The organism is Kitasatospora sp. NPDC127111, assembly GCF_042677465.1.
Lineage (GTDB): Bacteria > Actinomycetota > Actinomycetes > Streptomycetales > Streptomycetaceae > Kitasatospora.
Genome location: NZ_JBHXTG010000018.1, coordinates 23,395 through 37,263, shown reverse-complemented (window position 1 = coordinate 37,263; position 13,869 = coordinate 23,395). Strand labels below are relative to the sequence as shown.

Annotated in this window: 16 protein-coding genes; 11 read left to right on the top strand and 5 right to left on the bottom strand. The window is 73.4% G+C overall.

Features of this window, described 5'->3' with window-relative positions; translation table 11 throughout:
• Nucleotides 1-4 precede the first annotated feature (4 nt).
• Genes ACFVHB_RS14275 through ACFVHB_RS14265 form a run of 3 tightly spaced genes read left to right on the top strand, consistent with a single transcriptional unit; the run spans nucleotide 5 to nucleotide 1,802 of the window.
• Nucleotides 5-775, top strand: a complete 771-nt coding sequence (locus ACFVHB_RS14275; RefSeq protein WP_380320340.1) for a GNAT family N-acetyltransferase — start codon at nucleotides 5-7, stop codon at nucleotides 773-775.
• Between the two features lie 48 nt (nucleotides 776-823).
• The gene (locus ACFVHB_RS14270; protein WP_380320337.1) at nucleotides 824-1,123 is read left to right on the top strand and encodes a hypothetical protein; all 300 of its coding nucleotides are present in this window, start codon (nucleotides 824-826) and stop codon (nucleotides 1,121-1,123) included.
• A 46-nt stretch (nucleotides 1,124-1,169) separates the two neighbouring features.
• Nucleotides 1,170-1,802 (top strand): MBL fold metallo-hydrolase, encoded by a 633-nt coding sequence (locus ACFVHB_RS14265; protein WP_380320334.1) that lies wholly within the window; start codon nucleotides 1,170-1,172, stop codon nucleotides 1,800-1,802.
• A 57-nt stretch (nucleotides 1,803-1,859) separates the two neighbouring features.
• On the opposite strand, the gene ACFVHB_RS14260 is transcribed toward ACFVHB_RS14265, so the two are convergent.
• On the bottom strand, nucleotides 1,860-2,057 hold the full coding sequence (locus ACFVHB_RS14260) for a DUF397 domain-containing protein (protein ID WP_380320331.1): 198 nt from the start codon (nucleotides 2,055-2,057) through the stop codon (nucleotides 1,860-1,862).
• Nucleotides 2,054-2,887, bottom strand: coding sequence for a Scr1 family TA system antitoxin-like transcriptional regulator (locus ACFVHB_RS14255; protein WP_380320328.1), 834 nt, complete (start codon nucleotides 2,885-2,887; stop codon nucleotides 2,054-2,056). The genes ACFVHB_RS14260 and ACFVHB_RS14255 overlap by 4 nt, the downstream gene beginning before the upstream one ends.
• 112 nt (nucleotides 2,888-2,999) lie before the next feature.
• On the opposite strand from ACFVHB_RS14255, the gene ACFVHB_RS14250 reads away from it, so the two are divergent.
• From ACFVHB_RS14250 to ACFVHB_RS14230, 5 genes are all read left to right on the top strand, one after another.
• Nucleotides 3,000-3,203 (top strand): hypothetical protein, encoded by a 204-nt coding sequence (locus ACFVHB_RS14250; protein WP_380320325.1) that lies wholly within the window; start codon nucleotides 3,000-3,002, stop codon nucleotides 3,201-3,203.
• Complete coding sequence (locus ACFVHB_RS14245; protein WP_380320322.1) at nucleotides 3,203-3,454, top strand: hypothetical protein; 252 nt, start codon at nucleotides 3,203-3,205, stop codon at nucleotides 3,452-3,454. Before ACFVHB_RS14250 ends, ACFVHB_RS14245 begins: the two co-directional genes overlap by 1 nt.
• A gap of 99 nt (nucleotides 3,455-3,553) precedes the next feature.
• Nucleotides 3,554-4,036, top strand: coding sequence for an NUDIX domain-containing protein (locus ACFVHB_RS14240; protein WP_380320319.1), 483 nt, complete (start codon nucleotides 3,554-3,556; stop codon nucleotides 4,034-4,036).
• Between the two features lie 72 nt (nucleotides 4,037-4,108).
• The gene (locus tag ACFVHB_RS14235) at nucleotides 4,109-4,738 is read left to right on the top strand and encodes a DUF899 domain-containing protein (RefSeq protein WP_380320316.1); all 630 of its coding nucleotides are present in this window, start codon (nucleotides 4,109-4,111) and stop codon (nucleotides 4,736-4,738) included.
• Nucleotides 4,739-4,900: 162 nt separating this feature from the next.
• Nucleotides 4,901-5,260 (top strand): S26 family signal peptidase, encoded by a 360-nt coding sequence (locus ACFVHB_RS14230; RefSeq protein ID WP_380320313.1) that lies wholly within the window; start codon nucleotides 4,901-4,903, stop codon nucleotides 5,258-5,260.
• A 30-nt stretch (nucleotides 5,261-5,290) separates the two neighbouring features.
• Here ACFVHB_RS14230 and ACFVHB_RS14225 read toward each other — a convergent pair whose 3' ends face one another.
• Both ACFVHB_RS14225 and ACFVHB_RS14220 read right to left on the bottom strand, forming a co-directional pair.
• Complete coding sequence (locus ACFVHB_RS14225) at nucleotides 5,291-6,190, bottom strand: aminoglycoside phosphotransferase family protein (protein WP_380320310.1); 900 nt, start codon at nucleotides 6,188-6,190, stop codon at nucleotides 5,291-5,293.
• A gap of 33 nt (nucleotides 6,191-6,223) precedes the next feature.
• Nucleotides 6,224-6,733, bottom strand: a complete 510-nt coding sequence (locus ACFVHB_RS14220) for a hypothetical protein (protein ID WP_380320307.1) — start codon at nucleotides 6,731-6,733, stop codon at nucleotides 6,224-6,226.
• Nucleotides 6,734-7,732: 999 nt separating this feature from the next.
• On the opposite strand from ACFVHB_RS14220, the gene ACFVHB_RS14215 reads away from it, so the two are divergent.
• Together ACFVHB_RS14215 and ACFVHB_RS14210 are read left to right on the top strand one after the other, a co-directional pair.
• Nucleotides 7,733-8,455, top strand: a complete 723-nt coding sequence (locus ACFVHB_RS14215; RefSeq protein WP_380320304.1) for a hypothetical protein — start codon at nucleotides 7,733-7,735, stop codon at nucleotides 8,453-8,455.
• A gap of 1,752 nt (nucleotides 8,456-10,207) precedes the next feature.
• Nucleotides 10,208-11,941 (top strand): hypothetical protein, encoded by a 1,734-nt coding sequence (locus ACFVHB_RS14210; RefSeq protein ID WP_380320301.1) that lies wholly within the window; start codon nucleotides 10,208-10,210, stop codon nucleotides 11,939-11,941.
• A gap of 162 nt (nucleotides 11,942-12,103) precedes the next feature.
• Here the strand turns inward: ACFVHB_RS14210 and ACFVHB_RS14205 are convergent, their stop codons facing one another.
• A complete protein-coding gene (locus ACFVHB_RS14205) occupies nucleotides 12,104-13,039 on the bottom strand; it encodes an oxidoreductase (protein WP_380320299.1) in 936 nt (311 codons plus the stop codon).
• Between the two features lie 104 nt (nucleotides 13,040-13,143).
• Here ACFVHB_RS14205 and ACFVHB_RS14200 point away from each other — a divergent pair, with 104 nt between their 5' ends.
• Nucleotides 13,144-13,812, top strand: a complete 669-nt coding sequence (locus tag ACFVHB_RS14200) for a TetR family transcriptional regulator (protein ID WP_380320511.1) — start codon at nucleotides 13,144-13,146, stop codon at nucleotides 13,810-13,812.
• Nucleotides 13,813-13,869 lie beyond the last annotated feature (57 nt).

Below are 13,869 nucleotides of genomic sequence, written 5' to 3'. Positions count from 1 at the left end.
GGTCATGCCGGATCCCGAAGTGCAGCGGATCGGCGCCTTCCTCGCCGGATTCGCACGCCGGCAGGCCGGGCGCACCACCGAACTCCCCTGCGGGTTCGCGGTGTTCGACGACCGGTTCGCCGAGTCGTGGTCACACAACCAGGTCGTCGTCGACCGGGGCGGCGTCGAACCGGCCGCCCTGCCCGGGCTGGTGGACGAGGCGATGGGCGACCGCTCGTTCCGGATCGTGTCCGTCCTCGACGGAGACCTCGGGTACGCGTGCGCCGGGCCGTTCGAGCAGGCCGGGTACCGGCACCACACCCACCTGGTGATGCGGCACACCGGCCCGGCGCCCGCGAGCGCTGGGCAGCCGGCCGAGGACATCGACCTCGAAGCCATCCGCGAACCGCTCGCCGCGAGCTGGCGCAGCCTGCTCCCGGAGGCCGATGAGGACGTGATCCACATGCTGGTCGACCGCCGCGAGACGCGCCGGCGCGGGGCCGAGATCGTGGAGTTCCTCGGATCGCGGGCGGAGAGCGGAGAGGTCGCCTCCTGGGCCGACCTCTACCTCGAACCCGCGCTCGGCATCGCGCAGATCGAGGACGTGATGACCGCCGAGGCGCACCTGCGGCGGGGACACGCCGACGCCGTCCTGGCCACCGCCCTGCGGCGGGCGGTCGACGCCGGTTGTGGCACCCGCTTCCTGACCGCCGACGCCGACGACTGGCCGCGCCACTGGTACGAGCGGCGCGGCTTCGAGGTCATCGGCCGCACCCACGCCTTCGAACGCACCTGAGCCGGCAGGTAGCGTGTGGTGGCGAGCGAGGGGAAGGAAGTGGTGACGGTGTTCCTCATCGATGCGGACGAGCGGATGCAGGAGTTCTTCTCCGAGATCGCCGACGAGCTGGAGAAGTTGGGCGCTTCTCGGAGCGAGGCGGTGGCCCGGGTCAACTACGCCTGGGCGGGCGTGGAGTTCTCCCCGTACCCGGACATCGCTTGCCACGAGTCGCCCGAGCACTGGGCGCACGCGTTCTACTACGAGGACCGGGTCCCGTACTGGGACGAGTACGCCGACCGCAGCCTGTGGCGGGTGACCCCGCCACCCGCCGACCCCACGGTGTGGACCCTGCCCCGTACGCGATGACGACCGGCTCTGGATCACCGCCACTCCCTGACGGCATAGTGGGCGCATGCGATTGATCAAGTACGGTCATGCCTGTGTACGGCTGGAGGACGGCGACCGGGTCCTCGTCATCGACCCGGGCGTCTTCACCGAGGCGGAGGCGTTGGACGGAGCCGATGCGGTCCTGGTGACGCACGAGCACCCCGACCACTTCGACATCGAGAAGCTCGTCGCGGCTCGGGCGCGGAGTTCGGCGCTGCGGGTCCACCTGCCGGCAGCCGCGGCCCACCACGCGTCCGCTCTGGGCGATGCGGCGGTCGTGGTGGAGAGCGGGGAGCGCTTCGAGGCCGCGGGGTTCGGCGTGGAGGCGGTGGGAGGCCTGCACGCCGAGATCTACGAGGGGCTGCCCGGCTGCGCGAACGTCGGGTTCGTGGTGGACGGCGGGAAGGTGTACCACCCGGGGGACTCGCTGTTCGTGCCGCCGGTGGCAGTGGAGACGCTGCTGGTGCCGGCGGCGGCGCCGTGGCTGAAGCTCGCGGAGGCGCTGGACTTCCTGCGCGAGACGAAGCCACAGCGGGCGTTCCCGATCCACAACGCGACGCTGAACGCGCTCGGCCAGGAGTACTTCGACTCGTGGGTGGAGGCGAAGGGCGGCACGGAGTACGCGGCGCTGGCGTCGGGCGAGTCGGCGGAGGTGTAGGACGTCGAACGGCCCGCACCGCGCAGGGCGGTGCGGGCCGTTCGGTGGTCGAGGGGCTCAGGAGTCGAACTCGCCGTTGCGGACGGCGGAGATGAAGGACGCCCAGGCTTCGGAAGGAAAGACGAGAGCGGGCCCGTTCGGGTCCTTGGAGTCGCGGACCGGCATGACATCGGCGAAGCCGTCGGCAACCTCGATGCACTGACCCGCGTCGCCGCTGTAGCTGCTCTTTCGCCAACTGGTGCCGCGATGAGTCATGTTGATAGATCCTTCCGTGCAGCACGGATCATGTCCAAGGACACGGCCCGCATCGGGGCTTCAACCTGGAGACGATCGTATCGTCTACGCCAAATGGCAACGGTTGAGCGGTCCCGCTCCAGGAATCCGCGATTGGGGATCTCGGTGTAACCGAGCTGGCTTTCATCGGGCATGGTCAGCAGGGTCACGGCTGTTTGGTACGGCCGCGTGGCGAGCGAGAACGGCACCACCTGGACGAGGATGTTCGGCTGCGACGCCAGCTCCTCGAGGTGTTGGAGTTGCCTTGCCATGACGACCGGGCCTCCGAGGGACCAGCGAATGACGCTCTCGGCCAATGCCGCGTATACCAGGGGCGGCTGGGCGCGGTGAAGAAGCGCCTGTCGGGCGAGTCGGAAGTTCAGGCGCTCATCGGCCTGATCGTTCGTGATCTCGCCACGCAGGACGGCCTCGGACAGCTCTGCCTCCGCATAGGCATGGGTCTGGAGCAGGCCTGGAATCAGGGTGACTTCGTAGAGTCGCAGCTCCTTGGCCTTCGCCTCGAGGCCGGCGAACTCGGTGAACCCCTCCGCGAGGCCGGCGGAGTTGGACGCCTGCCGCCACATGAGCGCCAGAGTTCCGTGCGTCGACAACGCCTGATCTGCCGCACGTGCGAAGTTCAGTGACACCTGCTTCGTTCCAAGTTCTGCGAACGAAACTGTTGAGTAGTGGAAGCCCATGAGCTTGGCCAGTTGAGACTGCGTGAGGCCGGCAGCCTCCCGTGACCTGCGGAGCTGCACTCCGAAGGGCGCCCATCTACCGGCCGAGGGATCGAGTTCCTTGCGGTTCACCACGGGTGCTCCAACGTGGGCCTCCTCAAAGTCAAATCCAACTTCGCTTCCGAGGGTAACTGCGACCGGGGCAGCATGGGTACAGAACGTGAGATCCCAACTCCGGAGGGTGTCCATGTATTCCGCTCGCGTCCACCCGCCCACCACGCTCCACGGCTACGGGCTCCGCTGGGACCCCGCCGCCCGGGTCTACCGCGTCCGCAACGAGCTCACGGGGGAGTGGCTCCGCGACCCCTCCGGTGAACTCGCCGGCTTCCCCACGCTCTCCGCCGCCGCTTCGGCCTGGCGCACCTTCGAGTCCCGCCGGAGGGCCGCCTGATGGGTGCCGTCCTCAACCGCGCCACCGCCGAGCAGCGCCGGGAGGCCGCCTCCGCCGTCGAGGACCTCGCCGCCGTCCTCGCCCTCGCCGACGCCAAACTCCCCTCCCTCGAAGTGGACTGGGACTACGGTCGCCTCACCGGCGCCTACCTCGTCAACCTCGGCTCGGCCCGCACCGACACGATCCTGCGCATCACCGACCTGCTCCGGAAGGGCCTGCGCCACGAGCGCGGGCGAACCGATGGCGATTGACCTCCTCGCCGCCCGCCTCGCCTGGTGGCTCCTCTTCGCCGCCGTCCCTGCTCGCCGCCACGCACCACCGTCACACCCGGAAGTAGAGCCGTGTCCCCCATGCACCGCGACCCCCGCCTGCTCGCCAAGCCGCCGGTCTGCCGGCTCGGCTGCCTCACCCTCCTGCGCGACCCCGCCGGGCAGGTGCTCCTCGTCGACCCCGACTACCTGGACGGCCTCATTCTCCCCGGGGGCGCGGCCGCGCCCAACGAGCCCCCGCACCACGCCGCCGCCCGCCACCTCCACGCCCAGACCGGCCTGCAGCGCCGCCTCACCACGCTCCTCGCCGTGGACTTCACCCCCGCCGACCGCCACCTGGAGCGCCTCAACCTCGTCTTCGACGGCGGCACCGTCACCGACCACGACGCCTCCCGCCTCACCGTCCCGCCCCAGTGCCGCTCCAACCTGCACGGCGCCCGCTTCGCCGACCCGGCCCACCTCCCCGCTCTGATGAGCCCCGCCCAGAACGCCCGCGTCCAACAGGCCCTCGCCAACCTCTCCCGTGCTCTCCCCCTCCTCATCCACGGCCAGCGAGCCGCCTGACGAGCCGACACCACACCTTCGTGACACGCTGGTTGGCCGTCGAGTGTCAGACCCGCGCGCCACAATCCCCGCATGGAGAAACCTGCGATCGTCACGGCCGAGGAGTGGCAGCTCGCGCGCGAGGAGCTGCTCAAGGCCGAGAAGGAACTGACCCGCGCCCAGGACGCGCTCGCGGCCCGCCGCCGCCGTCTGCCGATGGTCAAGTTCGCCACCGACTACGCCTTCGACACCCCGGCGGGGACGAGGAGCCTGCTCGACCTGTTCGAGGGCCGGAACCAGCTCGTCGTCTACCAGTTCATGGACCGGGGGCCGGACCACGTCTGCCCGGGCTGCACGGGCTTCACCAAGAACGTCCCGACGCAGGGGCTGGACCGGCTGGCCGAGCGCGGCGTGACCTGGGTGACCGTGTCCGACATGCCGCTCGCGCAGATCGAGGCGCTCAAGGAACGGATGGGCTGGACGCTGCCGTTCGTCTCGTCGCACGGCACGTCGTTCGCCGAGGACACCGGGGCCGGTGGCGGCTTCCTGCTGAGCGTGTTCCTGCGCGACGGGGACGACGTCTACCGGACGTACAGCACCTACTCGCGCGGGGTGGACCGGCTGGTCTTCCACAACAGCGTCCTCGACCTCACCCCGTACGGCCGCCAGGAGGACTGGGAGGACTCCCCGGCGGGCTGGCCGCAGCGGCCCACCTACGGGTAGGGGCCGGCTTCCCCGGGAGGCCGCCCCCGGCCGGGGCCGGAGGCGGCCGCACGATCCGGCGGTACGCCGCCGCCCAGTGCGACGAGGCCGCCGGCCGCGGGGCGGTGGCAACCCGGGGGAAAACCGGTGGGCGGACCGGGCTGGAGCTGCCACGATCGCCGGATGGGTGCATTGGACGCGGTGGCAGCGCGGGTCGCCGGCGGGGCCACCGTCGAGTTCCGCCCGAGCGGCTCCTCGATGGTTCCGCTGATACGCAGTCGGCAGCTGGTGACGGCGGCCCCGGCCGACCCGTCGAAGCTGGAGCTCGGGGACATCGTCCTCGCCCGGGTCGCCGGCACCGTGTACCCGCACCTGGTGTCCTCGCTCGACCCGGCGCGGAAGCGGGTGCAGATCAGCAACAACCGGGGCCGCGTCAACGGCTGGACCGGTCATGACCGCGTCTTCGGCATCTGTGTCGCGGTCGACGGAATCCCCCGGGCCGGCGCCGCGGGCAAGTCGCTGGCGGCCGGCCACGGCAGCTGACGGCACAGGCTCGACCGGGCGGCCGGCTCGTCAGCCCTCCGCCAGCACCGCCCGGATCACGTGCCGGGCGTTCGCCGCCATCGCGGGGTTCGTCGTCCGGTAGTACGGCAGCGCGATCACTGCCTGGGAGAGCGTCCGCCCGCGGCCGCGGATCCAGGTCGCCTCGTCCACGGCCAGCGCCGCGCGGAAGACCGCCCTGGCGTCGGCCGGCAGCAGGTTCCACGCCGGGAAGAGGTCGCAGGCCGGATCCCCCACCCCCGCGCAGCCGAAGTCGATCACCGCGGCCAGCCTGCCGCCGTCGACCAGCAGGTTGCCCGGCATCAGGTCGCCGTGCAGCCACACCGGCGGGCCGTCCCACGCCGGGGCCCGCAGCGTGTCCTCCCAGACGGCGAGCACGGCGTCGCAGTCGACGCCCTCCTCGGGGATCCCGCGCAGCGCCTCGACGGCCGCCCGGGTCTCCCCGTCGAGCGAGGCGACCGGCCCGCCCCGGTGCGCCCGCGGCGCGCCCGGCAGCGGGACGACCCACATCGCCGCCACGAACTCGGCCAGGTCCTTGGCCAGCAGCGCGGGCTCGCTCAGCGCCCCCGCCTCGGGCAGCTCGCCGGCCAGCCAGCTGTACACCGACCACGGCCACGGATACCCCTCGGCGGGCGTCCCGGCCCCGAGCACCTCGGGAATGCGCGTGGGCAGGTGGGGCGCGAGGCGGGGCAGCCACTCCTGCTCCATCGCCACGTCGCCGGCCCCGCCCCGCACCAGCGGCAGTCTGACGACGAGGTCGTCGCCCAGCCGGTACACGGCGTTGACCGTGCCGCCGGACGGCCAGCGCTCCACCGTCCGCCCCGCCCACTGCGGGAACTGACCGGCGATCAACCGGCGGACGAGGCCGTCGTCCATGGGGTGTGTGCCGGGGTGCGGCTGCGCTGCGCTCATGGACGTCATCCGACCACCGGCCCGCGACGGGCGTCAATCGTCTTTCGCACTCCGCGCGGGCACGGGCCCGCGGCCGACGGCCGCCAGCAGTTCGAGCGGCAGCTCCTTGTCCCCCTGGCCGACGGTGAGCCCGAGCCAGCGGTCGTGCTCCGGGAGCGGCCACACCCAGAGGGTGACGGCCAGCTGGCAGAGGGACTCGATCGGCTCGGGCACGTCGGCCGCCCCGTCGTCCTCGTAGCCGGCCGTCAGGTACGACCACAGGTCGACGTCCACCGGCTCACCCCAGCGGTCCGTGAACACCGCGACCAGGGCGTCGAGGCACGCGGACATCTCCGCGTCGGCCTCCTGCATTGCGCGGCCGTCCTCGTCGTCCCAGAAGTCCCGGCTCTCCCGCAGGAGGCGCACCCGGTGCCCCGGGCCGGCGTGCCCGGTCCGGTCGGCCCGCGCCGTCTCCGGGAAGGGCTGCGCGAGCATGCCGTCGATCGCCGCGACGTGCTCGTCGAGCACCGCACGCGAGAGGGTTCCGGCCTCGGTAGTGGTCATGCCCGCAGACTAGGGGAGGGAACTGACAACTCGCGCTGACGGGCGGGGGTCAATGGCGGATCTCCTGGCGCTGTCCGGCGAGGACGGCCTCGGCCAGGTCGGCGAGGTCGGCCAGGTCGGCCAGGTCGGCCTGGGCACGCCGGCCCGGATCCTGGTCCGCCGGGGGGCGGGGCGGACGGCGGGGGCCGACAGGACGGTGACCACGGCCGCCAGGTCCCGGGAGTCCGGGCAGGAGCCCGCCACCGAGGCACTGCCGGCGCCGGTGACGACGCCCCGGTCGATCAGCTCCCGGACGCCGGGGCGGTGTTGCTGGTCCCGGCCGGCCGGTCGGGGTGCTGGCTGGAGGCCAGGACGTGGACCAGCTGCCGGCCGTCCACCGATGTCGCAGGTGAGCTAGGTGGGCCCGCCCATCGCGTCGGAGGAAACGGCGCGCTGCCCGACGGCCGGGCGGTTCTTCGGGAGGAGCAGGCCGAGTGGGGTGCCTGGGTCGTGCGCCCGCGGCGGGCCGCGGAGCGCCTGCCGCAGCTCGCCCTCCCGGGGCCCGCGGCGGAGGTGGCACCGGTCCCGGCGGCCGCGACGGCGGCGAGGGCGACCGCACCGGTCACCGGGCGGCGACGGCCGCCGCCGCGCCCCGGCTGCGCCCCCCGCGGGGCGGGCGGCGCGGGTTCCGCGGTGGTTCCACGTTCGCGCGGAACTCCGGGGACTCCACGGTCACTGTTCGGCCTCTCCCTCGCGGAGCTCCGACCCGGCCGCCGCCGCCGCGGACATCTGCTCGGGCGGAGCGTGGCGCCCCGGACCGGCGGCCCCGTCGGTGCGCGCCTGGTCTGCCCGGTGCCCCTGCCGAACGGCAGGGGCACCGGGATGCGAACCAGGGGGCAAAGACCTGCCGATCGGCACTGGGTCGGCCTGCGGCCGCGCGGCACGCTTGAACCGTCATCAGGACGATGCCCCGGGCCCCGGTCGACGGGGCCATCAGCCCGGCAGAGAAGGAAGTTCGCCATGTCCGTCGCCGTCACCACCACCCGTACCAAGGCCCTCGGCGCGCTCGCCGCCGCGGCCGCGCTGATGGCCACCGCGGGGGGCTGCGCGGGATCCTCCGCGTCCGCCGCCACCTCGGCGCCCGGCAGCGCCCCGGCCTCCTCGAACGCGAAAGCGACGGCGACGGCTGTGGCGACGGCTGTGGCGCACGCGCCGAAGGCGGCGGTCAGCGGATCGGCGCGGATCGCGTACGTCTACTCGCCGGACGACGACATCCGGTTCACCTTCGACGTGGAGGCGGCGCCGTTCAGCCGGCCGCTGCCGGGGGCGCCGCAGGGTCTGCCGACCGATGCGCGCGGCACGGTGCGGATCTCGCACCACGTCACGGCGCAGGATCGCACGGTGACCTCGGAGGCGGCCGTGGACTGTCTGGTGACGGGCGATCGGGCGGCGTCGTTCACGGCGGTCGTCACCAGGGCCGACCCGGAGGTCGCCGACACCGTCGGCCGGCGGCGCGGCTTCAGCGTCTACGACGGCGGCTCGCCCGAGCATCCCGACCGGGTCGGCTTCTCCTGGGGCGTGGCCAACATGGACACCGACGGCAACGGCCAGCCCGTGGAGGGCAGGGTGGGCACCTGCATGGCCCCGGCTCCCTTCGCCCCGGTCTCCTCCGGCGACCTGACCGTCCACGCCGCCGAGCTGCCGCCCATACCCGCCGCCCCGAGCCCGGAGGCCGGCCGATGAGTGCCTGCCGAAGAGTTTCGGGCTTCCTGGAGGAGCGCCGGAGCGGAGGTGAGAGGAGGGACAAGCAGGCCAGTCAGGAAGCCCGCACGGGTTGCGCGTGTCCTACCGTCCGTGATCGACACTTCTGGCCCCGAGACCGAGTGGCTCATCGAGGCGTGGGGCCGCGTCTCGGCGGAATCTGACCCTGCTGAGGCCGATCCGCTGGTGTGGATCGACCCGGCCCACCGCGACGACGACTGCGCCGTCAGCGCGCGCTTGCGCGCCGCCCACCTGGGGTCGGAATGGTTCAGGCCGTCCCGGCAGCGGGCGGCCAGGTCGCGGGCGGCGAGTGAACCGGCGTACGCGCCCAGCAGCCGCAGCACCTCAGTCGTCACCGGGGGCAAGTCCTTGAGCCGGTCCCGGATCGACCGACCAAGGGCGTGCGGCCGGCTACGTCAGCAGCCGGCACGCGAGCCAGTGGTACGCGATCTCGGGCCGGAGCACCGAGAAGCCCGTCTTCGACTCGATGACCGCGGGCCTTGAGGCGGCGTTGTCGCACCTGGGCGAGGCGTCCTGCTCGCACGCCGCCGACGAGCACCCCGAACGGGACGGCGATCCGAGCGGCGGGGCCGCGACCGGCCACCACCTGCGCGGTCCCGGTGGGCGGGCCGAACTCAGGTCGTGGAGCGACGATCCGGTCGAGCCGTGGCGGTGCCCCGGTCTCCTGCGCGGCCTCGTGGACGAGGCGCTGGTCCACCTCCGCTCCGAGCGCACCGCGCCCTCCGCCGACGGCGAGCCCGCGGAACGGCGGGCAGGCGCCCCGCAGCGCCGCCCCGCAGCGCCGCCCCGCTCCCGGAGTGGGAAGCCGGTGGGTCCGAACTTCCCACTCCGGGCACGGCAGCCAGACCGAGCTCCGGTCACGGTGGAATCGAATCGATCGCCGTCCGCAGCCGCCTCAGCGCATCGCCCAGTTCGCCCCGTGGCCAGGGCCAGCCGGAGTGCCCGCGGTCGGCGCGGGCCGGTGGCGAAGGCGTCCGCGGTGGACACCAGGATCCCGGCCTCGGCGAGCACGGTCGCGACGTGGTCGGGACGCTGGTGCGGCTCCAGGCCGAGCCACACCAGGTACGAGGCCGGGTGCGCGGTGACGTCCAGGCCGGCCAGTGCGGTGCGGGCGATGGCCTGCCGGGCGGCGGCGTCCGCGCGGCGGTCCCGGTCGAGGCGGGTGACCGTACCGTCGGCGAGCCAGCCGGTGGCGACCGCGGTGGCCAGTCCCGGGGTGCCCCACGCCGTGGCGCGCAGGCCGCTGGTGACGGCGGCGAGCTGACGGCCGGGCAGGACGGCGAACCCGAACCGCAGCCCGGGGCCACGTTCTTCGACAGACCGGCGACGTAACAGGTGAGCTCCGGCGCGAGGGCCTGCAGCGGGGGCGGGGGTGTCAGGGCGTCCGGACCGGCCTGCGGTGCTTCCTCGACCGCTCGGCAGCCCGGAGCTGAACGGGGAGGAGAACGGAGGACAGAACGGTGAAGCACGGGAAGTCGGCGGGTGCGACTTCCCACGCCGGGCGGTCGCATCCGGGAGGGCCGCTGCGGAGCACGTGAACCGGCGCCACTGAACGAGTGACCCCGAGGTGTCGCTGACGCGTACGCGCCGAGGTCGCGTCGCATGGTGTGGAGCGACATCCCGGTCCGGTGCGCATGGGCGGCCGGGCCGGTACCCGTGAGAGGAGCGTGCATGACCGCGTTGGAACACCGGCCCGACCCCCGCCCCCGTCCCGTGCGAAGAAGCCGGGCACTCCTGGTCGGCGCACTGGCGGCCGTCCTGCTGCTGCCCGGTTCCCCGGGAGCCCGGGCGGAGGCCGCCGCCGGCCGGGACATCCGCCCCGCCGTCCCCGGCACCGCGCTGGCGTGGGGCGACAACACCTCCGCCACCCTCGGCGACGGCACCACCGCCGGCCAGAGCCTCGCCCCAGGACGCGTCTGCGGGTCCGCGTCCTGTACCGGTGCGCTCCAGGACGCCATCGCCGTCTCCGCCGGTGACACGCAGGGCGTGGCGCTGCGCGCCGACGGCACCGTCGTCACCTGGGGCAACAACTACACCGGCAAGCTCGGGGACGGCACCACGATCGACCGGACCACCCCCGTCCAGGTCTGCGCGCCGTTCACCTGCGACGGTCCGCTGACCGACGTGGTCGCGGTCTCCGCGGGCTACCTCCACACCGTGGCGCTGCGCAAGGACGGCACGGTCGTCGCCTGGGGGAACAACCTCAACGACCAGATCGGGGACGGCACCAACACCGACCGGGCCGTACCGGTGTACGTCTGCGCGGTGGGCGACTGCAGCCAGCCGCTGAGCGACGTGGTCGCCGTGTCCGCCGGCTACACCCACACCCTCGCGCTGCTCTCCGACGGCAGTGTGGTCGCCTGGGGGAACAACGGCATCGGCCAGCTGGGGGACGGAACCACCACCGCCAGTCCCGTCCCCGTACGGGTCTGCGGGACACCCGACTGCACCAGCTACCTGACCGGCGTGACGGCACTCGCCGCCGGAGCCTCCCACAGCATGGCGCTGCGTGCCGACGGCACCGTCGTCGCCTGGGGCGACAACAGCAGCGGCCAGCTCGGCGACGGCACCACCACGAACCGGCTCGGTCCGGTGCCGGTCTGCGCCATCGGGGCGACCGCCCCCTGCGCGAGCTACCTGAACGGCGTCACGGGCATCGCGGCCGGAAACAGCCACAGTCTGGCGCTGGTCTCCGGCGGCTTCGTCCGCGCCTGGGGGTACAACTTCAGCGGCCAGCTCGGCGACGGCACGAACACCAACCGGACCACGCCCGTGCGCGTCTGCGCCCCCGGCGTGCCCACTCCCTGCGGCACGTACCTGAGCGGCGTCAGCGCCGTCGCGGCTGGTTCGAACGCCGTCCACAGCATGGCGGTCCGCTCCAACAGCACCGCGGTCACCTGGGGCTACAACGCCTACGGTCAATTGGGGGACGGCACGACCACCAGCCGGAACAAGCCGGTCCAGGTCTGCGCCGTCGGGCAGGTCGCGCCCTGCACCCGGTTCCTCGACGGCGTCACCGCCCTCTCCGCCGGCACCCGGTTCAGCCTGGGGCTGAGCACCCCGCTCGCCGACCTGTCCGTGGCGATCAGCGCCAGCCCCGAACCGGTGCCGAACGGCACCAACCTCACCTACACGGTCACCGTGCACAACGCCGGACCGGCCACCGCGGAGAACGTGACCTTCACGGACACCCTGCCGGCCAACGCCAGGTTCGTCAGCGCCACCCCGTCCACCGGCAGCTGCACCACGCCGCCGGCCGGCTCCACCAACTCGGTGACCTGCAACCTCGGGGCGCGCGCCGGCGGCACCGACGCGACCACCACGATCGTGGTCAAGGCGGTGGCCACCAGCGGCGGGAGCATCACCACCACCGCGAAGGTCAGCAGCAGCACCCCCGACCCCAACCCCGACAACAACACCGCGACCATCACCACTCCCGTGAGCTGACACCTCGGCAGCCCAGGAGCCGTACGGCCGGCCGACCCACCCGGAGTCGGCCGGCCGAGCACGGGCGGGCCGGCGCCGTCCCCAAGCACGAGCCGGGAGCGGGTGGGATCGCGGCAGGTGCGCACGGTCCTGGGGCGGTCCCGGGTGCGGGGGCTCACGAGGTCAGGCGGGGCTCGGCAGGCCGTACCGGACGTCGGTCAGGCGTTCCGACAACTCCCAGAGCCGACGCCCGGTTTCGGTGTCCGCCGCCGCGGGCGACAGCTCCACCAGGGTGGGCGCGCCGCGCAGTTCGCCCCGGCCGTCCGGGCCGACGAACTCTCCGCCCGCGAGCCCCGGTCCGGTCGCCGCGTAGAGCTGCGGCAGCGCGCCCCGGTCGGGGTGCTGGGCCAACGGGCGGGCGAGGAGGCCGAAGAGCACCCGGTACAGCGCGGTCGGTTCGCCGGTCACGATGTTGGTGGCGGTGAACCCGGGGTGCGCGAGCAGGCTGCGCACCGGGCTGCCGGCCGCGGCCAGTCGCAGGTGCAGCTGCCGGCCGAAGACCGCGTTGGCGAACTTGGACTGGTTGTAGAAGGTCATCGGCGCGTACCCCTCGCGCCCGTCTAGGTCGTCGAAGTGGAGGCGCCCCTTCCGGTGGTTGATCGAGCTCACCGTGACCACCCGGGGGTCGTGCCCTTCGGCGAGGCGGTCGAGCAGCAGGCCGGTGAGCGCGAAGTGGCCGAGGTGGTGGGCGGCGAACTGGAGCTCGTGGCCCTGGGCGCTCAGCGTGCGCGGCGGGGCCATGATGCCGGCGTTGTTGACCAGCACGTCCAGCCGGGGGTGGTCGGCGCGGAGCTCGCGGGCGAAGGCGCGGACGGAGTCGAGGTCGGCCAGGTCGAGCCGGCGCACCTCCAGTCGCGCGTCCGGCTGTGCGGCGCGCAGGTCGGCGACGGCCCGGTGGCCCTTCCGCTCGTCGCGTACCGCCAGGACCACCGTTCCGCCCCGTCGGGCCAGGGCGCGGGTGGTGGCGAGGCCGAGGCCGCTGTTGGCCCCCGTGACGACGAAGACCCGGCCGGTCTGGTCGGGGATGTGCGCGGCGGTCCATTCCTGATGCACAGTCATGCGGCACATGCTGACCGCGATGGCACTTGGTGTCAAGACGCCTCCAAGTGTCATGGAAGGCATCGCGCTACGATGGCGGGGTGACTCCTCGCCCCGAACTGACCATGGCCGAGCGCAAGCGTCGACTCGTCGCGAACGAACTGGCCGAAGCGGCCCTGCGACTGCTCGCGGAGAAGGGGTTCGACGCGGTCACCATCGACGAGATCGCGGTGGCCGCCGGGGTCTCCAAGCGGACGTTCTTCCGGTACTTCGCGTCCAAGGAGGACGTCGTGGTCCAGGTCCTGGCCGAGCTGGGGCCGGGGATGCGCGCGGAGTTGGCGGCCCGGCCGGCCGGGGAGTCGCCCTCCGCCGCCCTGCGGCATGCGGTCTGGATCTCCGTCACCGCCTGCGCGGACGGCGCCGGCCGGACCGGTCATGCCGCCCCCGCCGCCCCCGCCGACCGTCCCGGCGGCGATGACCGTCCCGGCCACGACGACCGGGCTCTGCGCGTGGTGCAGCTGATCCTGCGGACCCCGGCCCTGCTCGCCCGGTTCCTGGAGCGCCAGGCGCAGTGGCGCGAGGAGTTGGCGGCGGAGCTGGCGGACCGTCTCCGCCTCGACCCGGCCACCGCGATGTACCCGTCGCTCGCCGCCGGGATGGCGCTGTCCGCGTTCGACGCGGTGCTGCGCCGGTGGAGCGACAGCGACGGCGCCGAGGACCCGGGCGCCCTGCTGGAGCAGGCCTTCGCCGTCCTCGCCCCGGCCCTGGACGCCGTCCAGGGCGCCAACGCCTGATCGCGCCCGCGTGAGCCCTGGCCGCGTCCGCCTGGCCGCGACCGCGTCAACGCCTGG